Below are 21498 nucleotides of genomic sequence, written 5' to 3'. Positions count from 1 at the left end.
ACGAGTTACGGCAACGCGGCGACGATGGAGATCTCGACCAGGATGCTCGGCTTGGCCATCTTCGCTTCGACGGTGGCGCGGGCCGGGGCGGCGCCTTTGGGCAGCCACTGGTCCCACACCGAGTTCATCCCGGCGAAGTGCGCCTCAATGTTGTTCAGGTAAATCGTCGCCGACAGCAGATGCTGTTTGTCGGTCCCGGCCAGATCGAGCAACCGCTCGATGTTGGCCAGCACTTCGCGGGTCTGCTGTTCAATCCCGGCGTCGAAGTCATCGCCGACCTGTCCGGCGAGGTACACGGTGCCGTTGTGGCTGACGATCTGACTCATGCGCTCATTGGTGAGCTGGCGCTGGATTGCCATGTTTTGCGGACTCCTGAGGCTGGTTGCCGTAACGGGAAATATCGAGGCCTTCGGCGCTGATCTGCGGCTTTTTCTTTGCCATCAGATCCGCCAGCAAACGACCGGAACCGCACGCCATGGTCCAACCCAAGGTGCCGTGACCGGTGTTGAGGAACAGGTTCTTGAACGGCGTGGCGCCCACGATCGGCGTTCCGTCCGGGGTGGTCGGACGCAGACCGGTCCAGAAGCTTGCCTCGGCCAGATTGCCGCCCTGAGGATAAAGGTCGTTGACGATCATCTCCAGGGTTTCGCGCCGACGCGGGTTCAGCGACAGATCAAACCCGGCGATTTCCGCCATGCCGCCAACGCGGATGCGGTTGTCGAAACGGGTGATCGCGACCTTGTAGGTCTCGTCGAGAATGGTCGAGGTCGGGGCCATGTCCGGGTTGGTGATCGGCACGGTCAGCGAGTAACCCTTGAGCGGATACACCGGGGCCTTGATGCCCAGCGGCTTGAGCAGTTGCGGCGAGTAGCTGCCAAGGGCCAGCACGTAACGGTCGGCGGTTTCCAGCTTGCCGTCAATCCACACGCCGTTGATGCGGTCGCCAGCGTAGTCGAGTTTCTGGATGTCCTGGCCGAAGCGGAATTCCACGCCGAGCTTCACCGCCATTTCAGCCAGGCGCGTGGTGAACATCTGGCAGTCGCCTGTCTGGTCGTTCGGCAGACGCAGGGCTCCGGCGAGGATGTCAGTGACACCCGCCAGCGCTGGCTCGACGCGGGCAATGCCGGCGCGGTCGAGGACTTCAAACGGTACGCCGGACTCTTTCAGCACGGCGATGTCCTTGGCGGCGCCATCGAGCTGCGCCTGGGTGCGGAATAGTTGCGTGGTACCGAGGCTGCGGCCTTCGTAGGCGATGCCGGTTTCTGCGCGCAATTCATCGAGGCAGTCGCGGCTGTACTCGGACAGACGCACCATGCGTTCCTTATTCACCGCGTAACGGCTGGCGGTGCAGTTGCGCAGCATCTGCGCCATCCACAGGTACTGATCGATGTCGGCGGTGGCTTTGATCGCCAACGGCGCGTGGCGCTGTAGCAGCCACTTGATGGCCTTGAGCGGCACGCCCGGAGCAGCCCATGGCGAGGCGTAACCCGGCGACACCTGGCCGGCGTTGGCGAAACTGGTCTCCATGGCAGCGGCTGGCTGCCGGTCGACCACCACCACTTCAAATCCGGCACGGGCCAGATAGTAAGCACTGGCGGTACCGATGACGCCGCTACCCAAGACCATTACGCGCATTTTCTATCCCTCATCGCGGCGGGGCCGCGCATGTCTGTTGTTAGAGCAATGATGCGCGCAGTGTAAAAAAGTTTGGCCAGTGCATTTCACTATATAAGCGCCTATATTTGGCGACAATTCTCGGCAAAAACCCTTTTCACGGAGGCGCATCCCCTATGCGTACCAACACTCAGACCAAACGTGAGCTGGACAAGATCGATCGCAACATCTTGCGGATCCTGCAGGCAGACGGGCGGATATCGTTTACCGAACTCGGCGAGAAGGTCGGCCTGTCCACCACGCCGTGCACCGAGCGGGTGCGGCGCCTGGAGCGCGAGGGGATCATCATGGGTTACAACGCCCGCCTGAATCCGCAGCACTTGAAGGGTAGCCTGCTGGTGTTCGTCGAGATCAGCCTCGATTACAAATCCGGCGACACCTTCGAAGAGTTCCGCCGCGCGGTGCTGAAACTGCCGCACGTGCTGGAGTGTCACTTGGTGTCAGGGGATTTCGACTATCTGGTGAAGGCGCGGATTTCCGAGATGGCGTCGTATCGCAAGTTGTTGGGCGACATTCTGTTGAAGCTGCCGCATGTACGGGAGTCGAAGAGTTATATCGTGATGGAAGAGGTTAAGGAGAGCTTGAGCCTACCGATTCCAGACTGAGATTTTCGCTGTCTGACCCGGCCTCTTCGCGAGCAAGCCCGCTCCCACATTTGGAATGCATTCCCCTGTGGGAGCGGGCTTGCTCGCGAAGGTGTCGACTGGGTTCAGAGTGAACCCGTTAGACCAGCACCTGCCGATTCGCCGCCATGTACTCGAATATCTGCCTCTCCACCCGCGGATGAATCAGCTCCACCGGCCGCCGCTCGTTAGGGCATGGCAAGGTTTTGGTGGTGCCGAACAATCGGCAGATCAGCGGCCGCTCTTCATACACCGTGCAACCGTTCGGCCCCAGGTGCACACAGTTCAGTTCTTCCATCGCCGCATCCTGCTCGGCGCGGGTCTTGCGCGGCAGGCGCGACATTTCTTCCGGCGAGGTGGTCACCGGCCCGCAGCAGTCATGGCAGCCCGGCACGCAGTCGAACGTCGGGATCTGCTGACGCAAGTCGCGGATTGTCTGGCGGTTGCAGCTCATCGAAACACTAATCCCTGAAATAAGCGGCGATTGTGCCGCAAAAGACCCGATCCAGACAGCGACCGCCGACCAGTGTTGCCCGGCTTCGGGCACGCGGCTTATGCTCCGTCAAATTTTCTCGACACTCAGCCGTTGGACGATGCCCATGAATGCCCGCGCCCGAACCTTCGCGAGCCAGCCCCACGTTGCCTCCTATTACGCCGCCAGCAGCCTGCCGCAGCCAGATCATCCGCCGCTGCAAGGCGAAGTGCTGGCCGACGTGTGCGTGGTCGGCGGCGGGTTTTCCGGGCTCAATACCGCGCTGGAACTGGCCGAACGCGGCCTGAGCGTGGTGTTGCTGGAAGCGCACCGGATCGGCTGGGGCGCCAGCGGGCGTAACGGCGGGCAGCTGATCCGCGGTGTCGGTCACGGCCTCGATCAGTTCGCCGATGTTATCGGTGCCGACGGCGTACGGCAGATGAAACTCATGGGGCTGGAGGCGGTGGAGATCGTTCGCCAGCGCATCGAGCGCTTCCAGATCCAGTGCGATCTGACCTGGGGCTACTGCGACCTCGCCAACAAGCCTGCCGATCTCGAAGGTTTTGCCGAAGATGCCGAAGAACTGCGCGGCCTCGGCTATCGCTACGAAACCCGTCTGCTGCAAGCCAACGAAATGCACAGCGTGGTCGGCTCCAAACGCTACGTCGGCGGCCTGATCGACATGGGATCGGGGCATCTGCACCCGCTCAATCTGGCGCTCGGTGAGGCCGCTGCCGCGCAGCAACTTGGCGTCAGACTGTTTGAACAGTCGGCGGTCACGCGCATCGATTACGGCGCGCAAGTTCGCGTGCACACCGCGCAGGGTTCAGTGCGCGCCAAGACGCTGGTGCTGGGCTGCAACGCTTATCTGAATGACCTCAACCCACAACTCAGTGGCAAGGTGCTCCCGGCCGGCAGCTACATCATCGCCACCGAGCCGTTGAGCGAAGCCCAGGCGCACGACCTGCTGCCGCAGAACATGGCGGTCTGCGACCAGCGGGTGGCGCTGGATTACTACCGGCTCTCGGCGGATCGCCGTTTGCTGTTCGGCGGTGCCTGCCATTACTCGGGGCGCGACCCGAAGGACATCGGCGCTTACATGCAGCCGAAGATGCTCGAAGTCTTTCCGCAACTGGCCGGGGTGAAGATCGACTATCAATGGGGCGGGATGATCGGCATCGGCGCCAACCGCTTGCCGCAGATCGGCCGGCTCAAGGATCAGCCGAACGTGTATTACGCCCAGGCCTATTCCGGGCACGGGGTGAATGCCACGCACCTGGCGGGCAAGCTGCTGGCCGAAGCGATCAGCGGCCAGCACAGCGGTGGGTTCGACCTGTTTGCCAAGGTGCCGCACATCACCTTCCCGGGCGGCAAGCATCTGCGTTCGCCGCTGCTGGCGCTGGGGATGTTGTGGCATCGGATGAAAGAATTGCTCTGAACCACCCCTGTAGGAGCTGCCGCAGGCTGTGATCTTTTGATTTTGTTTTTGAAGATCAAAAGATCGCAGCCTTCGGCAGCTCCTACAGGGGGATGCATGCAAGTTACAGCCGCCAGAATGGCTTCAACCCCTCCTCCTGCGCCTGCTCACGGGTCAGCCCGATATCCTTGAGCTGCTCCGGCGTCAGGCTCAGCAACGCCTTGCGCGTGTGCAGACGATGCCAGAACAGGCCCCAGAGACTCAGACCGGACGGTGCATTGCGCATGATCCCGTTGCGCGCGTTGTCCTGTTGCCCTGCCTCCAGTTCCTGACTGTGTAACGTCAGCCGCACATCGCTCAAACCGTTCATTTTCATTGCTCCTGTTTACTTGGGTAGCCAGAGATTCCATGATGCGCGGGACGACAAAAGCATTACAGATTCAACACATCTGTATTATTTCCATACAGATTTGCTGTCTCCGAGTCTGAATTGTCGATTTACGCCGCATCTGTACTGGTTTAACGAATCATCTGCATCGAGGCAGTGCCATGACGCTTTATGTGAACCTCGCCGAACTGCTCGGCACGCGCATCGAACAAGGCTTCTACCGTCCTGGTGATCGCCTGCCATCAGTGCGCGCGTTGAGCGTAGAACATGGGGTCAGCCTGAGCACGGTGCAGCAGGCCTATCGAATGCTGGAAGACAGCGGCCTGGCCACGCCGAAACCCAAGTCCGGGTACTTCGTGCCGGTAGGCCGCGAGTTGCCGGAACTGCCGGCAGTCGGGCGCCCGGCGCAACGGCCGGTGGAGATTTCCCAGTGGGATCAGGTGCTGGAGCTGATTCGCGCAGTGCCGCGCAAGGACGTGGTGCAGCTCGGTCGCGGCATGCCGGACATCTCGTCACCGACGATGAAACCCCTGTTGCGCGGGCTGGCCCGTATCAGCCGCCGCCAGGACATGCCCGGTCTGTATTACGACAATATCCATGGCACCCTCGAACTGCGCGAACAGATCGCCCGGCTGATGCTCGATTCGGGCTGCCAGTTGAGCGCCAGCGATCTGGTAGTCACCACCGGTTGTCACGAAGCGCTGTCCACCAGCATCCACGCGATCTGCGAGCCCGGCGACATCGTCGCGGTGGATTCGCCGAGCTTTCACGGCGCCATGCAGACCCTCAAGGGGCTGGGCATGAAAGCCCTGGAAATTCCCACCGACCCGCTGACCGGCATCAGCCTCGAAGCCCTGGAACTGGCGCTGGAGCAATGGCCGATCAAGGTCATCCAGCTAACGCCCAACTGCAACAACCCGCTCGGCTACATCATGCCGGAGTCGCGCAAACGCGCCCTGCTGAACCTGGCCCAGCGCTTCGACGTGGCGATCATCGAGGACGATGTGTATGGCGAACTGGCCTATACCTACCCGCGTCCGCGCACGATCAAATCCTTCGACGAGGACGGCCGCGTCCTGCTGTGCAGTTCGTTTTCCAAGACGCTCGCGCCGGGGCTGCGCATCGGCTGGGTCGCGCCCGGTCGCTACCTCGAACGCGTGCTGCACATGAAATACATCAGCACTGGCTCTACCGCACCGCAACCGCAGATCGCCATCGCAGAGTTTCTCAAGTCCGGGCACTTCGAACCGCATTTGCGGCGGATGCGTTCTCAATACCAGCGCAATCGCGACGTGATGATCGATTGGGTGACCCGTTATTTCCCGGCCGGCACCCGCGCCAGTCGTCCACAGGGCAGCTTTATGCTCTGGGTCGAACTGCCGGAAGGGTTCGATACGCTGAAACTGAATCGTGCACTGCACGATCAAGGCGTACAGATTGCCGTCGGGAGCATTTTTTCCGCCTCGGGCAAGTACCGTAATTGCCTGCGAATGAACTACGCGGCCAAACCGACAGCGCTGATCGAAGAGGCGGTTCGCAAGGTCGGTGCGACGGCAATCAGGTTATTGGCGGAAAGCGAAAACCTCTGACCGCAACAGGGGTTAACGCAGGCGCAAACCAAGGTTGCTCTCGAATCGGGTCAGGTCGCTGACCCGGGTTGCCGTTGAGGCAACGCGCGCCTCCAGTTCCAGTTCGACCTCCATGCCCTGACCTTCAATGGCAACCCCGGTCAGCGCCGGGGTCAGGTACGCGCCGGGGCGCAACAGGTCAGCGTCCGGCCCCTCGCCCTCGCTGAGCCACTGCACCAGCTTGCCGTCCACGCGCACCGCCAGCACCCGCACCCTGAGCGTACCGGCACCGAAGCGGTATTGCCCGGCATCGGCCGCCGGACCGAGCAGTTCCAGGCGCAACGCGCCGGGCCGCGCGCATTGAACAGTGGCCAGGGTCCGGCGCATCCCGAAACTCAGCGAGTCGCTACCCGGCGACTGCGCCAGCAATTGCCCGCGCGTGGTCGAGCCGAAATCCAGCGCCGACGGCCCAAGTCTGACGCTGCACTCGGGATTGGCCTGCGCCGTCACCGCGCAACTCAGCAGACTCGCCAACAACCCACCCAGAGCGATTACCTTCAATCCTTGCATCAGATATTCCTTGTTCAGACAGTCCGGCAGATGGCCTGCGCGGTTTCATACAGCGCGTCGAGGTCACGCTCCTCGCCCATGGCGAACTCCAGACGACAGCGTTGTCCGTCAGGCAGTAATGCGTGCAATTCGAGGCCCGGCTGCACGTCGGACAGAAAAATCCGCCCGGCCTCCAGCACACTGGTGACGTACTGCCCCTGCCCGTCGAACACACCAACACCCTTGCGCACAAATACCTCATCCTCCGTGCGCGCCTGCAACAGCATCCGGCGCGTGGTGACGATGTCGAACGCCAGACGCGGCACCGCGCCGCGTGCGGCTTCAACTTCCTGATAAGCATTCTGGACATCGACATTGCGCCCCAGGCTTGCGGTGTCGAGCTCCACCCGGGCCTTGCTGTAGGCCGGTAGACTGGCCGCCACGGCATGACCTGCCCGGTCGGTCCAGACCGGGCCGCGCGGCGTATTGAGTTTGATCCCGGCGCTGTCGCCCGCCTTGAGCAACGCGAAGGTTTCGCGCAACGGATACGGCGACAGGGTCACGCCGTCAGCATGGAGCAGCGCCCCTCCGCGTAAACCGAGGTCGTAACTCTGATCGCCAGCACCGCTGCGTGAATAGCCCAAGTCCAGTTGACTGTAACGGGGCAACAGATTGACCCGCCCGTTGTATCCGACCCGCCCATGGTCCGGGCGCTCGGCGCCGAGGCTGTAGGCCAACGTGTCATTCAGTTGCTCATTGAAACGCAGGCCGCTGCGAGTACCACTGACCTCGTCATTGCGCACATAACCGCGCAAACCTTGGCGCGCGCCCAGCGGCACGCTGACACTCAGATACGCCGCCGTACCTCGTGCATCGTCCGGGTCACCGGCGACATCTCGCTCCAGGGTCAACGTCAGGCTGGCGCGGCGAATCACCTGCGACCAGGCCAGCGCGACTCGCGAGCTGACTGTCCCGTCGAACATGGAGAACCGCGAGTAGCTGGCCGACAATCCGCCCATTACAGGACTACTGCTACTGAGGCTGACCGTCAGCTGGTTGCGCGCCCGCTGGAACGGCTGGTCATTGCGCGGGTCCCAGGTCGTGTCCGAAAGCGTGCGAAAGTCCTGAGTCTGCTGGGTCAGGGCCAGACTGGCAGACAGACCTGCACTCAGCAGGCCGTTGGCCGTCCACTGCCACTGCGCGCCGGACAGCGCCTGATCCTGCGCCCGGGAAAGCACCTGCCGGCCGCTCAGCACCAGACGCTCACCGAGCGCGCCCTGCATCGCCCAGCCCAGCGATTCATAGCCGCTGCCGAGCATCGTCCCGGCGCTCGCCTGCCAGCGTGAACCCAGTCGCCAGTCCTTGCTGGCGGCGACAAAGGATGGCGCATCTCGCTCGTCCCCGGCATAGCGCCGTACCTGCCCGGCCGCCACCCCATAGCCCCCCGCCCGGCCCGGCATCACTCCGCGCAACTGGGTGGCCGGCACAATGAACCGCCGTTGCTGACCATCCTCTTCGTGCACCGTGACTTGCAGATCCACACTCTGACTGAGCAGCGGCAACCCGACCAGGGTGAACGGCCCGCCGGGGACTACGGTGGTGTAGATCAGCGCGCCGTTCTGCGTGACTTCGATCCGCGCGGCGGAGTAGGCAATGCCTTCGACCCGAGCACCGGAGTTGTCCTCGCCCAGTTCCATCAGCGCCAGTTCCGGTTGCAGTTGAAAGCCATTGAAGGCCTCGCCGGAAAACAGCGGCGACACCATGTTCAACTGACCCAATTGCAAGTTGGCCCGATAGCGTTCGAAGGTATGCGAGGCGTAGGCATACAGATGCTCGACCCGGCCCTGCCCGGCGAATTCACTGTAGGCCTGGCGACTGCGCAAGGACCAGTCCGCCGCATTCAGGCCCAGTTCACTATTGAGGCTGCGGTACTGCGCGGACTGTCCGGCGTAGCGGCTGCCGAGCAGCAACGCGTCGTAGTTGAATACCCCTGCCGTGCCGCCGTTGGCGAAACTGCGACGGGTCGGACTTTCGGGCAGCAGAGCGGCCGTCGGCACCAGCAAAGAGACATGCTGGCGGGCCGGATCAGCTTGCACCTCGGCAGCCGCGAAACGCCGGACGAACAGTTCGCAGCCTGCTTCAGGTGCAGGTTCAGTCTTGATGGGATCAGGACTTCTGATACCGCCATGCTCGAGCAACGACGGCGCAAAACACAACTCGCCCTCAGCATCGAACGTGACGTGCAGCCGCCCCTTGGGCACGCCGTTGACCGACAGCGTGACCGTCTGCGCTCCCTCGCGAAAACGCGGCGCCTGGCTGAAATACTCGGCCAGACGCGGGTCCAGTCCGCGCGACTTGAGCACGTCCTGATTGAATTGCACCTGCTCTGCGCCGTGGGACGCTGAATGACCGCAGGCAAGCATCAGCAACAGGCCGCCATAGCGCCACGGGTGCATCAGTCCAGCACCAACGGTGCGTCAAAATGCGCAATCGCGAAGCCGTAGGTGGTCACCGGAAACAGCCGCACCTGCGTCGCCGCAGAGCCCGGCTCATCCTGCCCGCTCAACGTCAGGGTTTCACCGGGCAAGACGTAAGTGCGCCCCAGATCCATTTCCCGCTGTCCCGGCAGCAATGTCACCGAGTGGCCCAGGCGCACGACATAGGGACTCGGATTGTGCACCTGCACCTGGGTGCCCTGGCGTGACCAGAGCAGATGCTTCCAGGGTTCGCGGTCGACCGGCAGGTTCGCCGGACGCAGGATTGCCGGAATGTTCTGCCGCACGCTCAGGCTGACCTGCGCCTTGCCCGTCGAATCCTGCGGCGCGATACCTTCGAACACCACACGTTTGAGACGCTCGGTCTTCAAGGGCTCGGCGCTGCGCAAAATGAAACGCACGCGCTGGGTAGCACCGGGTTCGACCCGGGTCACCGGCGGTGTCAGCAGTAACAGCGACTCGGTGTCTTGCGGCACATCTTCGATAGACGTGTGCAGCAGCGCCGGATGCGGCTCGCTGTTGAGCACATTGATCCCCGCCTCACCGACGCCTTCGTCCAGCACCACCACCGGTGTTTCGGGAACCATTCCCGCCGCCCGGATCGGGCCGGGCAGCCATAACAACACCAGCAGCACGCCGGCGATCAGTTTACGCGCAAAGGCGTTCATAACGTCGTCCACAGGCAAACACGCAGCCGGCAGCAGTGCCAGGCCACGAGCCAGCCGATTGGGTTGATTGGAAGTGACAGGCCGAAGCCTGTCGATTGCTTGCGCGTGGTGCGCCCCGTCAGAGGTAAAGCAGCTCGAAGGTCGCCGAACCGTTCAGGCTGATTTGCGAAGTGATGGGCAATCTCGATGCCGGGCCGATGACCGGCACCAGCGTCATGGGAAAAGTGTGCACCACCCCGGGGAGTGGTCCCGCAGCCAGACTGCGCCCCCAGGAGTAACGAAGATTGCCTTCATAATTTTTCCCGACCAGCGTGGCAGGGGCCGGAACATCCCAGTTGGCGTTGGCACCTTGCTTGTACATCACGATCGAGGTTTGCCCATCCACGGTCGGGGTGCCAAAGCGCAAGCCATATCCGCCGATCTTGGTTCCCGCCACCTCGCCGATTCCGTAGATGTACATGGCCCAGTCCAAGCCGTCGACGACGATACCCGGCAATTGGGTGTGAGCCTGATTGTCATGTACTTTGATCGCCATCGGCGCAGACGCCGAACAGCTCACACTCAAGGAGACATTGTGGCTGGTCAGTTCGGTCTGACTGTCGCGGTTCAACGATGCGGCAGAAATATCGCCCAGGTCCACGGTATTGCCGCCGGTGAACGCCGGTGTACACGAAGTCGGAATAATGGTGCCGGTGATCGTCAGATCCGCTCCATCAGCCATGACCAATCCCGGACACAGGGCGCTTGCGACAGCGATTGCACGAAAGGTTTTACGCATGAAAATTCTCACTCCATAAGAATCGAAAGATGACAGCCAACTGGTCGTCTTCTGCTGATAAAACAGGAAAGGTCCTGCCTCAAAATCAGCGTTGTCATTATTCCGATTGCTTCAACGCAGCGATGTAAGGCGCGGGTGTAATCGGTACGGGAAAAATCGCTGCAACACGTAGCTGATGAGAGCCGGAAAAATCCCCGATTTGTTTAAGAACTCTGGTCCTGCCGACAGTCATAAGCTACAAGCCGCTCTGCACCGGGAGCCGGATGACCCGACGAGCACGCCACGCCTGGCACCCGGCCGATGCCGTGCCATACTCCCGACCTCGTCCACTGCGCGGAACGATCCGACTTGAGCTCCAGACACTTCCTGCCGTTCGCCCTGTTGTACGTCCTGCTGCTCGGCGGGTGTACGTCACTGGATGTTCCCCGGGAACCGAGCCAGGCGTTGCCGGCAAACGGCTCGGCGTTTGGCCGCTCGATCCAGGCCCAGGCGGCGCCCTATCAGGGTCGATCCGGATTTCGCCTGCTGTCCAATAGCACCGAAGCCTTCACCGCCCGCGCCGAGTTGATCCGCAACGCCCAAACCAGTCTCGATTTGCAGTACTACATCGTGCATGACGGCGTCAGCACGCGGATGCTGGTCGAAGAGTTGTTGAAGGCCGCCGACCGTGGCGTGCGGGTAAGAATTCTGCTGGACGACACCACCAGCGACGGCCTCGACCTGATCATCGCCACGCTGGCGGCGCATCCACAGATCCAGATCCGCCTGTTCAATCCGCTGCACCTGGGCCGCAGCACCGGCGTGACCCGTGCGGCCGGACGCCTGTTCAACCTGTCGCTGCAACACCGGCGCATGCACAACAAGCTGTTTTTGGCCGACAACAGCGTGGCCATCGTCGGCGGGCGCAATCTGGGCGACGAGTATTTCGATGCCGAGCCGAACCTGAATTTCACCGACATCGACATGCTCAGCGTCGGCCCCGTGGCCGAGCAGCTCGGGCACAGTTTCGACCAGTACTGGAACAGCGCGCTGAGCAAGCCGATCGACGAATTTCTCTCGAGCAAACCGACCGCCAAGGACCTGCAGAACACCCGCACGCGCCTGGAAGAATCACTGGATGAAACGCGCAAACAGAATCACGCGTTGTATCAACAGCTGATGACGTTCAAGACCGCCCCGCGTATGGACATCTGGCGCAAGGAACTGATCTGGGCCTGGAACCAGGCACTGTGGGATGCGCCGAGCAAGGTGCTGGCCAAGGCCGAACCGGATCCGCAATTGCTGCTGACCACGCAACTGGCGCCGGAGCTCAGGGGCGTCAGCAAAGAACTGATCATGATTTCGGCGTACTTCGTGCCCGGCCAGCCGGGGCTGGTGTACCTGACCGGGCGCGCCGACGCCGGGGTCTCGGTGAGCCTGCTGACCAATTCACTGGAAGCCACCGACGTACCGGCGGTGCACGGCGGTTACGCGCCGTATCGCAAGGCATTGCTCGAGCACGTGGTGAAGCTGTATGAACTGCGCCGCCAGCCTGGGGATAACTACGGCAGCGGCCCGCACCTGTTCTACAGCAAGTCGTTTCGCGGCTCGGATTCCAGCCTGCACAGCAAGGCGATGATCTTCGACCGGCAGAAAGCCTTTATCGGTTCGTTCAACTTCGACCCACGGTCAGTGCTGTGGAACACCGAAGTCGGGGTTCTGGTGGACAGCCCGGAACTGGCCGAGCATGTGCGCGAGCTGGCCCTGCAGGGTATGGCGCCAGCACTGAGTTATCAGGCGAAACTGCAGGATGGCAAGCTGGTCTGGGTGACCGAAGACAACGGCCAGATGCACACGCTGACCAAGGAGCCGGGGAGCTGGTGGCGGCGTTTCAATGCGTGGTTCAGTACCACCGTTGGTCTTGAGCGGATGCTGTAATCGCATTTGTATGCGGTCCCTTGTGGGAGCGGGCTTGCTCGCGAATGCGGTTTCACATTCAACTAATGTGCTGACTGACACACCGCTTTCGCGAGCAAGCCCGCTCCCACAGGGAAGCATTCAAGCAGGCTGTGGTTCGGGACCGAATGCACCCTGGCGCATCAGCAAAATCACCAACCCGAACGCCCCGACCGCCATCAACAGCGGCAACGCATGCCCACTGATCCACTGACTGCCCGCCCCCGCCAGCAAAGGCCCGACCAGACACCCCACACCCCACAGCTGCGCAATGTGCGCATTGGCCCGCACCAGCGCGTCGTCGCGATAACGTTCGCCGATCAGGATCAGTGACAAGGTGAACAGCCCGCCGGCGCTGGCCCCGAACAACACCCACAACGGCCAGATCAACAGGGTATCGATCAGCAGCGGAATCGCCAGGCTCGACAGCATCAGAATCACGGCGCAGCCCGTGAACAACGTGCGCCGTGACAGGTAGTCCGCCAGCGCACCGATCGGCAGTTGCAGCAACGCGTCGCCAATCACCACCGTGCTGACCATCGCCAACGCGATCTCGGCAGTGAAGCCCTGTTGCAGGCAATACACCGGCAGCAGGGTCAGGATCATCGCCTCGAACGCAGCGAACAACGACACCGCCCAGGCGATCGCCGGCAGTTCGCGGACAAAGCCCCACAAATCGCTGAAGGTCACGCTACTGGCTTCACTGCTCGGTGCACCGCTGCGGCCCATCAGCAACAAAGGCGAAACGGTCAGCAGAGCGACGCCCACCCAAAAACCGTAATCGTGTTCAGTACCGAGCGCGCCCAACAGCAACGGACCAGACAGTTGGCTTAATGCATAACTGCTGCCATACAGTGCCACCAATCGCCCACGCCAGTGTTCCACCACCAGTTGATTGATCCAGCTCTCGCCGAGGATGAACACGATGGTCAGGATCACTCCGATCATCAGCCTTAACACCAGCCACACCGGATAACTCGGCAACAGCGCGAGCAAGCCGATCGACAAGGCGCCGGCCCACAGGCACAGACGCATCAGGTTTGCCGTGCCGAAGCGCGCCGCCAGGTGACTGGAAATCTTCGCCCCCAGCAACACGCCGATCGCTGGCATGGCCGCCATCACGCCGATGGCGAAGGCGCCATAGCCCCAGCTCTCCAGGCGCAACGACACCAGCGGCATGCTGACCCCCAGGGCCAGACCGACACTCAAGACAGACGCCAACACGGCGAAATACGTCGCCCAACGCATGCTCCACGCTCCTGTGGATATTTTTTATAAGCACCACAAAACCCCTGTGGGAGCGGGCTTGCTCGCGAATACGGTTTCACATTCAGCAAAGGTGCTGACGGATACACCGCTTTCGCGAGCAAGCCCGCTCCCACAGGGGATCTCTGTCTGGTTCAGGAGCCTGATCAAATCAGGCTCCCTTTAGCGGCTTACAGCTTGATCCACGTCGCTTTCAGCTCGGTGTATTTGTCGAACGCATGCAGCGACTTGTCGCGACCGTTGCCCGATTGCTTGAAGCCGCCGAACGGTGCGGTCATGTCGCCGCCGTCGTACTGGTTGACCCACACGCTGCCGGCGCGCAGCGCCTTGGCGGTCAGATGCGCCTTGGAAATGTCCGCCGTCCACACCGCGGCGGCCAAGCCGTACGGCGTGTCATTGGCGATGTTGATGGCTTCCTCGGCGCTATCGAAAGTGATGACCGACAATACCGGGCCGAAGATCTCTTCCTGGGCGATTTTCATCGCGTTGCTCACACCGTCGAAAATCGTCGGCTCGACGTAGGTGCCACCGGTTTCCTGCAGAATGCGCTTGCCGCCGACCACCAGTTTGGCGCCGTCGCTGTGGCCAGACTCGATGTAAGACAGCACGGTGTTCATCTGCTGGGTATCGACCAGCGCACCAACGTTGGTCGCCGGATCCAGCGGGTTGCCAGGCTTCCAGGTCTTCAGCGCCTCGATCACCATTGGCAGGAATGTGTCCTTGATCGAACGCTCGACCAGCAGACGCGAACCGGCGGTGCACACTTCGCCCTGGTTGAACGCAATGGCACTGGCGGCAGATTCGGCGGCGGCTTGCAGGTCCGGCGCATCGGCAAACACGATGTTCGGGCTCTTGCCACCGGCCTCCAGCCAGACGCGCTTCATGTTCGATTCGCCGGCGTAGATCATCAGTTGCTTGGCGATCTTGGTCGAACCAGTGAACACCAGGGTGTCGACATCGTTATGCAGGGCGAGCGCCTTGCCAACGGTGTGGCCGTAGCCCGGTAGCACGTTGAACACGCCTTTTGGAATACCGGCTTCAACGGCCAGCGCAGCGATGCGGATGGCGGTCAGCGGCGATTTTTCCGACGGCTTGAGGATCACCGAGTTACCGGTGGACAGCGCCGGCCCGAGTTTCCAGCAGGCCATCATCAGCGGGAAGTTCCATGGCACGATGGCGCCGACCACGCCGACCGGCTCACGAGTGACCAGACCCAATTGATCGTGCGGGGTTGCCGCCACTTCATCGTAGATCTTGTCGATCGCCTCGCCGCTCCAGCTCAGCGCCTGCGCCGCGCCCGGTACGTCGATGTACAGCGAGTCGCTGATTGGCTTGCCCATGTCGAGGGTTTCGAGCAGCGCCAGCTCTTCGGCGTGCTGTTTGAGCAGGCCGGCAAAACGGATCATGGTGGCTTTGCGTTTGGTCGGGGCCAGGCGCGACCAGACGCCGGAATTGAACGTGGCGCGGGCATTTTCCACAGCGCGCTGGGCATCGGCGGCGTCACAGCTGGCGATCTTGCCCAGCAGACGGCCATCGACCGGACTGATGCACTCGAACGTCTCGCCGGAAACGGCGTCGGTGTATTCGCCATTGAGGTAGGCGCGGCCTTCAATTTTCAGGTCGCGGGCGCGTTGTTCCCAATCGGCACGAGTCAGGGTGGTCATTCGAGTGTCCTCCTCTTGTTGAATAGAGCGCCGCGCGTTTCGCGGTCGTCTTCGCATACTGCCCGGCCAGCCTGTTTTTCGGCCCAAGGCATCCGCCACCCTAAACCAGCGGCCAGGGTTGTTTCAATATATTTGACATAAGCGCGCTATACGGCCTTGCGGTGTTCATTTTAATAAACATAGACTTTGGCCCTTTCCAGCCACCGCGCCGTCATCACGGGAGAAAACAACAATGAACATCCAGAACGTCGTCGACATCAGCCTGACCAGCAGCGAAGCCGAACGCTATCGCCCAGACCCGGCCAAAGTGCTCAAGGGCGATCCCGAGCAAGCAGTATTCAATCAATACGACAGTCCTTGCGGGCAAATGGGCGTCGGCGTGTGGGAAGGTGCGGTTGGCCAGTGGACAGTGAATTACACCGAGCATGAATACTGCGAAATCCTCCAGGGGGTTTCGGTGCTGCGTGACAGCGATGGCAATGCCAAGACCTTGCGTGTTGGCGATCGCTTTGTGATTCCGGCGGGTTTCCGTGGCACTTGGGAAGTGCTGGAGGCTTGCCGCAAGGTTTATGTGTTTTTTGAACAGAAGGCTTGATGACGTGAGGTGTGTGGGCTGACCTCTTCGCGAGCAAGCCCGCTCCCACATGGGACTTTCTGTGAGCTCAAATTTTGTACTCGGCGCCGGTTCACTGTGGGAGCGGGCTTGCTCGCGAAGGGGCCCGACCGGGCACCACAGAAATCCCAGGCAACAAAAAAGGCCCGTATCGTGAGATACGGGCCTTTTTTGTAAGTCGGGAAAAATCAATTACTTGATTTTGCCTTCCTTGTAGATCACGTGCTTGCGAACAACCGGATCATATTTCTTGATCTCGATTTTGTCCGGGGTAGTACGCTTGTTCTTGTCGGTAGTGTAGAAGTGACCAGTACCGGCGCTCGAGATCAAACGAATCAATTCACGCATGATTAGCTCCCTTAAATCTTGCCATCGCGGCGAAGTTCGGCGAGCACGACACTGATGCCACGCTTGTCGATGATGCGCATGCCTTTGGCAGATACGCGCAGACGCACAAAACGTTTCTCTTCTTCAACCCAGAAGCGGTGATGCTGCAGGTTCGGCAGGAAACGACGACGGGTTTTGTTGTTTGCGTGGGAAATGTTATTCCCGGTTACCGGACCCTTACCGGTAACTTGACATACTCTCGACATGCCTCAGCCCTCTAAAACCACATGCCCAACCCGGCATGGGTTGGCCGCTTAATCTCTCAGTCATTTGGCGCCAGGCGCCGCGTTTCTTTAGAGGTCTTACCGGCTACACCTACAGTGAAGGAACCGGGCCCCTAGAAAAGAGCGCTGCTTTATACCAGAAAGACCGGGGCGCAACAACAATCGATGTGCAATCAACCGGTAAAAAGGCGCTTTTTCCGGCTGCGGACGCTTTGGATAAAGGCTGCGGCGAATGTTGACCACTCGTCGCAGAAAACCGCCATTGAGCACTGTTGCGACTTTTCACACCGTGCTGCGGTCTGAAAAAGACCTACGTCCCGGCCCGAAAAATGCAAAAGGGGATAGTCATTTGCAATCCAGCCCTCTAGGGTAACCCTTTTCCAGACTGCACCTGCAGATGGCCTTCGATCTGTAAAGGAAGCCGACCATGCGCCTCGCTGCCCTACCCCTGTTGCTCGCCCCGCTTCTGCTGAGCCCCCTGGCCCAGGCTGCCGCCCTGAGCGTCTGCACCGAGGCCAGCCCTGAAGGGTTCGACGTGGTGCAATACAACTCGTTGACCACTACCAACGCTTCGGCCGACGTGCTGATGAACCGCCTGGTCGATTTCGACACCGCCAGCGGCAAAGTCGTGCCGAGCCTGGCCGACAGCTGGGAAGTCAGCACCGACGGCCTGACTTATGTGTTCAAGCTGCACCCACAGGTGAAGTTTCACAGCACTGACTATTTCAAGCCGACCCGTACCCTGAGCGCCGAAGACGTCAAATTCAGCTTCGACCGCATGCTCGACCCGGCCAACCCGTGGCACAAAGTGGCGCAGAGCGGCTTCCCGCACGCGCAGTCCATGCAATTGCCGGCACTGATCAAAAAGATCGACGCGCTCGACCCGCTGACCGTGCGCTTTACGCTGGACCACCCGGATTCGACGTTCCTCGCGACCCTGAGCATGGGCTTCGCTTCCATCTATTCCGCCGAGTACGCCGACAAACTGATGAAGGCTGGCGCGACAGACAAGCTCAACAGCCAGCCTATCGGCACCGGCCCGTTCATCTTCACGCGCTTCCAGAAAGACGCAGCGGTGCGCTACAAGGCCAACCCGGATTACTTCGGGGGCAAGCCTGCGGTCGATCCGCTGATCTTCGCCATCACCCCGGACGCCAACGTGCGCCTGCAGAAACTGCGCCGCAACGAATGCCAGATCGCGCTCTCGCCGAAACCGCTGGATGTGCAGGCGGCACAGCAAGAGCCGACGCTGAAAGTGGAAAAGACTGACGCGTTCATGACCGCTTTCGTCGGCATCAACAGCCAGCATCCACCGCTGGACAAGCCGGAAGTGCGCCAGGCGATCAACCTCGCCTTCGACAAGGCCAACTACGTCAAAGCCGTGTTCGAAGACACCGCCGAGCCGGCCAACGGTCCTTATCCGCCGAACACCTGGAGCTATGCGAAGAATCTGCCGGGTTATCCGCACGATGTGGCCAAAGCCAAGGCGTTGATGGCCAAGGCCGGACTCAAGGACGGTTTTCAGACCACGATCTGGACCCGTCCGTCCGGCAGCCTGCTCAATCCGAACCCGAGCCTCGGCGCGCAGTTGCTGCAATCGGATTTGGCAGAAATCGGCATTCAGGCGGAAATCCGGGTGATCGAGTGGGGCGAACTGATTCGCCGCGCCAAGGCCGGCGAGCATGATCTGCTGTTCATGGGCTGGGCCGGTGACAACGGCGATCCGGACAACTTCCTCACGCCGCAGTTTTCCTGCGCGGCGGTCAAGTCCGGGACCAACTTCGCCCGCTACTGCAATGCCGATCTGGACAAGTTGATCAGCGCCGGCAAGACCACCAGCGAACAAGGCGTGCGCACCAAGCTGTATGAACAGGCGCAGGCGCAGATTCAGCAGCAGGCGCTGTGGCTGCCGCTGGCGCATCCAACCGCTTTCGCACTGACGCGCAAGGATGTTCAGGGCTATTCAGTGAGCCCGTTCGGCCGGCAGGACTATTCCAAGGTCACCCTGAAATAACCCGTCCTGCACATTTCCCAATGTGGGAGCGGGCTTGCTCGCGAATGCGGGTTTTCAGTCACTAAAAATGCTGACTGTTGCACCGCATTCGCGAGCAAGCCCGCTCCCACAAGGGTTAGCATTTGGTCTTGAAAGCTACATCCAGCCACACTCCGCCATCGACAACGGCTCGCCGTCACCGACGATGAAGTGATCCAGCACCCGCACATCAATAAGATCCAGAGCTTTCTGCAAACGCTTGGTCAGTTGCCGATCCGCCTGACTCGGATCGCTGTTGCCCGAAGGGTGGTTGTGACAGAGGATTACCGCCGCCGCGTTGTTGGCCAATGAGCGTTTCACCACTTCGCGCGGATGCACGCTGGTGTTGTCGATCGAGCCGCGAAACAGCGCTTCGAACGTCAGCACTTGATGCTTGGAGTCGAGAAACAGGCAACCGAACACTTCGTGCGGCTCGTGGCGCAGCATGGACTTCAGGTAATCGCGCACCGCCTGCGGATTCTCCAGCGCCGGTTTTTTACGCATGCGCTCGGCCAGATGCCGCCGGCCCATTTCCAGCACCGCCTGTAACTGTGCGAATTTCGCCGGCCCCAATCCCAACTGCCCGCTGAACGCCGCAAGATCCGCTTCCAGCAGCGCGCGCAGGCTGCCGAATTGCGACAACAGGTGTCGCGCCAGATCCACCGCGCTTTTCCCCGTCACCCCGGTTCGCAGAAAAATCGCCAATAATTCGGCATCGGAAAGGCTTCCCGCCCCCTGTTCCAGCAGCTTCTCCCGCGGCCGTTCCGCCGCAGGCCAATCGCGAATACTCATACACCTTCCTTGTCTGTGGGCGCCGCTGTTCCGTAGCGGTCGCTGTGATATCGTAGCCCATCTTTTTTGCGGGCGAATTCACTCTGGGGAGGGGGGATTTGCTACGTATGTCACCCACGAAATGTAAAGGCAGACCTATGCAGCGGCTGTATCGGAAACGCATCGTTCTGGGCGTCGGCGGCGGCATTGCGGCCTACAAGAGCGCCGATCTGGTGCGTCGCCTGATCGACCAGGGCGCCGAAGTGCGCGTGGTCATGACCCATGGCGGCGCCGAGTTCATCACCCCGCTGACCATGCAGGCCCTGTCCGGCCACCCGGTTCACCTGGATTTGCTCGATCCGGCCGCCGAAGCGGCGATGGGTCATATCGAGCTGGCGAAATGGGCCGATCTGGTACTGATCGCCCCGGCCACCGCCGACCTGATCGCGCGCCTGGCCCAAGGCATCGCCAACGATTTGCTGACCACCCTGGTGCTGGCCACCGACGCCGTTGTGGCCGTCGCGCCGGCAATGAACCAGGCGATGTGGCGCGATCCGGCGACCCAGGCCAACCTGCAACTCCTTGAAAGCCGTGGCCTGAAGGCCTTCGGCCCGGCCTCCGGCAGCCAGGCCTGCGGCGACGTCGGCATGGGCCGGATGATGGAAGCCACCGATCTGGCGCAGTGCGCGGCAGACTGCTTCCAGCGTCAGGCGCTGACCGGCAAGCACGTGGTGATCACTGCCGGACCGACCCAGGAAAACATCGATCCGGTGCGCTACATCACCAACCACAGCTCCGGAAAAATGGGCTTTGCCCTCGCCGAAGCCGCCGTGGAAGCGGGAGCCCGCGTCACGCTGATCAGCGGCCCGGTGCACCTGCCGACGCCGGATCGCGTCACGCGCATCGACGTGGTCAGTGCTCGCGACATGCTCGCGGCGTGCGAATCGGCGATCCCGTGTGACGTGTTTATCGCCTCGGCAGCGGTGGCGGACTACCGCCCGGAAGTCGTTGCCCCGCAAAAACTCAAGAAAGACCCTACAAGCGGCGACGGCTTTGTCCTGCAAATGGTGCGCAACCCCGACATCCTGGCCACCATCGCGACCCGTCCCGACCGTCCGTTCAGTGTCGGCTTTGCCGCCGAGACTGAACACCTGCTCGACTACGCTGCACGCAAGCTCAAGGACAAGAATCTCGATTTGATCGTCGCCAACGACGTGGCCAATCCGAGTATCGGTTTCAACAGCGAGGAAAACGCCTGCAGCGTGATCGACCGTGAGCTGCACGCCACCGTTTTCGCCCAGACCAGCAAGAGCAAGATCGCTCGCCAGCTGGTCACTTTTATCGCCGAACGTCTGAACCAGGTTTAATTTACATGCACGCTTTGCAAGCCAAGATCCTCGACCCACGCATCGGTACGCAATTTCCGCTGCCGCAATACGCCACTCCGGGCTCCGCCGGCCTCGACCTGCGCGCCATGCTGGAACAGGACATCGTGATCAAGCCGGGTGAAACCGTGCTGATCCCAACCGGTCTGTCGGTGTACATCGGCGACCCGAACCTCGCCGCGCTGATCCTGCCGCGCTCGGGCATGGGCCATAAGCACGGCATCGTGCTCGGCAATCTGGTCGGCCTGATCGACTCCGACTACCAGGGCCCGCTGATGGTGTCCTGCTGGAACCGTGGCCAGTCCGACTTCACCATGACCGTCGGCGAGCGCCTGGCGCAACTGGTGCTGGTGCCGGTGGTGCAGGCGCATTTCGAAATGGTGGAAGAGTTCGTTGAAACCGAGCGCGGCGCGGGCGGTTTCGGCCATACCGGCACCAAGTAACGCTGAAAACCATTGTGGCGAGGGGATTTATCCCCGATGGGCTGCGAAGCGGCCCCGGATTTTTGGGTCTGCTGCGCAGCCCATCGGGGATAAATCCCCTCGCCACAGAAAAAGCTTTGCGTCGGTAGCCGGTTTTAGTGCCGAAA

The 21498-nt window shown here is 61.4% G+C and carries 21 protein-coding genes; 8 read left to right on the top strand and 13 right to left on the bottom strand.

Annotation, left to right across the window (positions count from 1 at the left end; translation table 11 throughout):
• Window positions 1-5: 5 nt before the first annotated feature.
• Window positions 6-359: a RidA family protein gene (locus ACXR0M_RS01605; protein WP_458829298.1), complete on the bottom strand. Its 354-nt coding sequence runs from the start codon at window positions 357-359 to the stop codon at window positions 6-8.
• On the bottom strand, window positions 331-1635 hold the full coding sequence (dadA, locus tag ACXR0M_RS01600) for a D-amino acid dehydrogenase (RefSeq protein WP_458829296.1): 1305 nt from the start codon (window positions 1633-1635) through the stop codon (window positions 331-333). Before dadA ends, ACXR0M_RS01605 begins: the two co-directional genes overlap by 29 nt.
• A 155-nt stretch (window positions 1636-1790) precedes the next feature.
• On the opposite strand from dadA, the gene ACXR0M_RS01595 reads away from it, so the two are divergent.
• Window positions 1791-2279 carry an Lrp/AsnC ligand binding domain-containing protein gene (locus tag ACXR0M_RS01595; RefSeq protein WP_003177284.1) on the top strand — a complete coding sequence of 163 codons (489 nt, stop codon included), beginning with the start codon at window positions 1791-1793 and terminating at the stop codon, window positions 2277-2279.
• Window positions 2280-2397: 118 nt separating this feature from the next.
• On the opposite strand, the gene ACXR0M_RS01590 is transcribed toward ACXR0M_RS01595, so the two are convergent.
• Window positions 2398-2751, bottom strand: a complete 354-nt coding sequence (locus ACXR0M_RS01590) for a YkgJ family cysteine cluster protein (RefSeq protein ID WP_458829294.1) — start codon at window positions 2749-2751, stop codon at window positions 2398-2400.
• A 145-nt stretch (window positions 2752-2896) separates the two neighbouring features.
• Between ACXR0M_RS01590 and ACXR0M_RS01585 the strand changes: the two genes are divergently transcribed.
• Window positions 2897-4207 carry an NAD(P)/FAD-dependent oxidoreductase gene (locus tag ACXR0M_RS01585; RefSeq protein ID WP_458829292.1) on the top strand — a complete coding sequence of 437 codons (1311 nt, stop codon included), beginning with the start codon at window positions 2897-2899 and terminating at the stop codon, window positions 4205-4207.
• A gap of 103 nt (window positions 4208-4310) precedes the next feature.
• Here ACXR0M_RS01585 and ACXR0M_RS01580 read toward each other — a convergent pair whose 3' ends face one another.
• Window positions 4311-4556, bottom strand: a complete 246-nt coding sequence (locus ACXR0M_RS01580) for a DUF1127 domain-containing protein (protein WP_458829290.1) — start codon at window positions 4554-4556, stop codon at window positions 4311-4313.
• A gap of 179 nt (window positions 4557-4735) precedes the next feature.
• Here ACXR0M_RS01580 and ACXR0M_RS01575 point away from each other — a divergent pair, with 179 nt between their 5' ends.
• Entirely contained in the window at window positions 4736-6163 is a 1428-nt protein-coding gene (locus tag ACXR0M_RS01575; RefSeq protein ID WP_458829288.1) for an aminotransferase-like domain-containing protein, read from the top strand.
• A 12-nt stretch (window positions 6164-6175) separates the two neighbouring features.
• Here ACXR0M_RS01575 and ACXR0M_RS01570 read toward each other — a convergent pair whose 3' ends face one another.
• The 4 genes from ACXR0M_RS01570 to ACXR0M_RS01555 form a co-directional block, all read right to left on the bottom strand.
• A complete protein-coding gene (locus tag ACXR0M_RS01570) occupies window positions 6176-6712 on the bottom strand; it encodes a DUF1120 domain-containing protein (RefSeq protein ID WP_458829286.1) in 537 nt (178 codons plus the stop codon).
• A 14-nt stretch (window positions 6713-6726) separates the two neighbouring features.
• Window positions 6727-9147 carry a fimbria/pilus outer membrane usher protein gene (locus ACXR0M_RS01565; protein WP_458829284.1) on the bottom strand — a complete coding sequence of 807 codons (2421 nt, stop codon included), beginning with the start codon at window positions 9145-9147 and terminating at the stop codon, window positions 6727-6729.
• On the bottom strand, window positions 9147-9854 hold the full coding sequence (locus ACXR0M_RS01560; RefSeq protein WP_458829282.1) for a fimbria/pilus chaperone family protein: 708 nt from the start codon (window positions 9852-9854) through the stop codon (window positions 9147-9149). The genes ACXR0M_RS01565 and ACXR0M_RS01560 overlap by 1 nt, the downstream gene beginning before the upstream one ends.
• A gap of 118 nt (window positions 9855-9972) precedes the next feature.
• Window positions 9973-10632 (bottom strand): DUF1120 domain-containing protein, encoded by a 660-nt coding sequence (locus tag ACXR0M_RS01555; protein ID WP_458829280.1) that lies wholly within the window; start codon window positions 10630-10632, stop codon window positions 9973-9975.
• 300 nt (window positions 10633-10932) lie between these two features.
• Here ACXR0M_RS01555 and ACXR0M_RS01550 point away from each other — a divergent pair, with 300 nt between their 5' ends.
• Window positions 10933-12549 carry a phospholipase D family protein gene (locus tag ACXR0M_RS01550; RefSeq protein ID WP_458829278.1) on the top strand — a complete coding sequence of 539 codons (1617 nt, stop codon included), beginning with the start codon at window positions 10933-10935 and terminating at the stop codon, window positions 12547-12549.
• Between the two features lie 120 nt (window positions 12550-12669).
• On the opposite strand, the gene ACXR0M_RS01545 is transcribed toward ACXR0M_RS01550, so the two are convergent.
• Together ACXR0M_RS01545 and ACXR0M_RS01540 are read right to left on the bottom strand one after the other, a co-directional pair.
• Window positions 12670-13815 (bottom strand): MFS transporter, encoded by a 1146-nt coding sequence (locus tag ACXR0M_RS01545; RefSeq protein WP_458829276.1) that lies wholly within the window; start codon window positions 13813-13815, stop codon window positions 12670-12672.
• A gap of 188 nt (window positions 13816-14003) precedes the next feature.
• Window positions 14004-15497, bottom strand: a complete 1494-nt coding sequence (locus ACXR0M_RS01540) for an aldehyde dehydrogenase (protein WP_458829274.1) — start codon at window positions 15495-15497, stop codon at window positions 14004-14006.
• A 232-nt stretch (window positions 15498-15729) separates the two neighbouring features.
• Here ACXR0M_RS01540 and ACXR0M_RS01535 point away from each other — a divergent pair, with 232 nt between their 5' ends.
• Window positions 15730-16092, top strand: coding sequence for a cupin domain-containing protein (locus tag ACXR0M_RS01535; RefSeq protein WP_458829272.1), 363 nt, complete (start codon window positions 15730-15732; stop codon window positions 16090-16092).
• 210 nt (window positions 16093-16302) lie between these two features.
• On the opposite strand, the gene rpmG is transcribed toward ACXR0M_RS01535, so the two are convergent.
• Together rpmG and rpmB are read right to left on the bottom strand one after the other, a co-directional pair.
• Window positions 16303-16458, bottom strand: coding sequence for a 50S ribosomal protein L33 (gene rpmG, locus ACXR0M_RS01530; protein WP_003177274.1), 156 nt, complete (start codon window positions 16456-16458; stop codon window positions 16303-16305).
• An 11-nt stretch (window positions 16459-16469) separates the two neighbouring features.
• Window positions 16470-16703 carry a 50S ribosomal protein L28 gene (gene rpmB / locus ACXR0M_RS01525; protein ID WP_003229474.1) on the bottom strand — a complete coding sequence of 78 codons (234 nt, stop codon included), beginning with the start codon at window positions 16701-16703 and terminating at the stop codon, window positions 16470-16472.
• A gap of 445 nt (window positions 16704-17148) precedes the next feature.
• Here rpmB and ACXR0M_RS01520 point away from each other — a divergent pair, with 445 nt between their 5' ends.
• Window positions 17149-18735 (top strand): ABC transporter substrate-binding protein, encoded by a 1587-nt coding sequence (locus ACXR0M_RS01520; RefSeq protein WP_458829268.1) that lies wholly within the window; start codon window positions 17149-17151, stop codon window positions 18733-18735.
• 135 nt (window positions 18736-18870) lie between these two features.
• Here the strand turns inward: ACXR0M_RS01520 and radC are convergent, their stop codons facing one another.
• The gene (gene radC / locus ACXR0M_RS01515) at window positions 18871-19545 is read right to left on the bottom strand and encodes a RadC family protein (protein ID WP_458829266.1); all 675 of its coding nucleotides are present in this window, start codon (window positions 19543-19545) and stop codon (window positions 18871-18873) included.
• Between the two features lie 137 nt (window positions 19546-19682).
• Here radC and coaBC point away from each other — a divergent pair, with 137 nt between their 5' ends.
• The gene (gene coaBC / locus ACXR0M_RS01510; RefSeq protein WP_458829265.1) at window positions 19683-20891 is read left to right on the top strand and encodes a bifunctional phosphopantothenoylcysteine decarboxylase/phosphopantothenate--cysteine ligase CoaBC; all 1209 of its coding nucleotides are present in this window, start codon (window positions 19683-19685) and stop codon (window positions 20889-20891) included.
• A 5-nt stretch (window positions 20892-20896) separates the two neighbouring features.
• Complete coding sequence (gene dut, locus ACXR0M_RS01505; RefSeq protein ID WP_458829263.1) at window positions 20897-21352, top strand: dUTP diphosphatase; 456 nt, start codon at window positions 20897-20899, stop codon at window positions 21350-21352.
• Window positions 21353-21498 lie beyond the last annotated feature (146 nt).

It is taken from the genome of Pseudomonas sp. Eth.TT006 (assembly GCF_054456575.1).
Note: the sequence above shows the minus strand (reverse complement) of the source record. Positions and strands in the feature narration are given on the sequence as shown.

Coding starts and splice junctions, on each gene's coding strand:
- ACXR0M_RS01565 (WP_458829284.1), bottom strand. CDS start 9,147: ATGCACCCGTGGCGCTATGGCGGCCTGTTGCTGATGCTTGCCTGCGGT.
- ACXR0M_RS01595 (WP_003177284.1), top strand. CDS start 1,791: ATGCGTACCAACACTCAGACCAAACGTGAGCTGGACAAGATCGATCGC.
- ACXR0M_RS01605 (WP_458829298.1), bottom strand. CDS start 359: ATGGCAATCCAGCGCCAGCTCACCAATGAGCGCATGAGTCAGATCGTC.
- ACXR0M_RS01550 (WP_458829278.1), top strand. CDS start 10,933: ATGCCGTGCCATACTCCCGACCTCGTCCACTGCGCGGAACGATCCGAC.
- ACXR0M_RS01560 (WP_458829282.1), bottom strand. CDS start 9,854: ATGAACGCCTTTGCGCGTAAACTGATCGCCGGCGTGCTGCTGGTGTTG.
- ACXR0M_RS01575 (WP_458829288.1), top strand. CDS start 4,736: ATGACGCTTTATGTGAACCTCGCCGAACTGCTCGGCACGCGCATCGAA.
- ACXR0M_RS01540 (WP_458829274.1), bottom strand. CDS start 15,497: ATGACCACCCTGACTCGTGCCGATTGGGAACAACGCGCCCGCGACCTG.
- ACXR0M_RS01520 (WP_458829268.1), top strand. CDS start 17,149: ATGCGCCTCGCTGCCCTACCCCTGTTGCTCGCCCCGCTTCTGCTGAGC.
- ACXR0M_RS01585 (WP_458829292.1), top strand. CDS start 2,897: ATGAATGCCCGCGCCCGAACCTTCGCGAGCCAGCCCCACGTTGCCTCC.
- rpmG (WP_003177274.1), bottom strand. CDS start 16,458: ATGCGTGAATTGATTCGTTTGATCTCGAGCGCCGGTACTGGTCACTTC.
- ACXR0M_RS01590 (WP_458829294.1), bottom strand. CDS start 2,751: ATGAGCTGCAACCGCCAGACAATCCGCGACTTGCGTCAGCAGATCCCG.
- dut (WP_458829263.1), top strand. CDS start 20,897: ATGCACGCTTTGCAAGCCAAGATCCTCGACCCACGCATCGGTACGCAA.
- radC (WP_458829266.1), bottom strand. CDS start 19,545: ATGAGTATTCGCGATTGGCCTGCGGCGGAACGGCCGCGGGAGAAGCTG.
- ACXR0M_RS01545 (WP_458829276.1), bottom strand. CDS start 13,815: ATGCGTTGGGCGACGTATTTCGCCGTGTTGGCGTCTGTCTTGAGTGTC.
- ACXR0M_RS01580 (WP_458829290.1), bottom strand. CDS start 4,556: ATGAACGGTTTGAGCGATGTGCGGCTGACGTTACACAGTCAGGAACTG.
- dadA (WP_458829296.1), bottom strand. CDS start 1,635: ATGCGCGTAATGGTCTTGGGTAGCGGCGTCATCGGTACCGCCAGTGCT.
- coaBC (WP_458829265.1), top strand. CDS start 19,683: ATGCAGCGGCTGTATCGGAAACGCATCGTTCTGGGCGTCGGCGGCGGC.
- rpmB (WP_003229474.1), bottom strand. CDS start 16,703: ATGTCGAGAGTATGTCAAGTTACCGGTAAGGGTCCGGTAACCGGGAAT.
- ACXR0M_RS01535 (WP_458829272.1), top strand. CDS start 15,730: ATGAACATCCAGAACGTCGTCGACATCAGCCTGACCAGCAGCGAAGCC.
- ACXR0M_RS01570 (WP_458829286.1), bottom strand. CDS start 6,712: ATGCAAGGATTGAAGGTAATCGCTCTGGGTGGGTTGTTGGCGAGTCTG.
- ACXR0M_RS01555 (WP_458829280.1), bottom strand. CDS start 10,632: ATGCGTAAAACCTTTCGTGCAATCGCTGTCGCAAGCGCCCTGTGTCCG.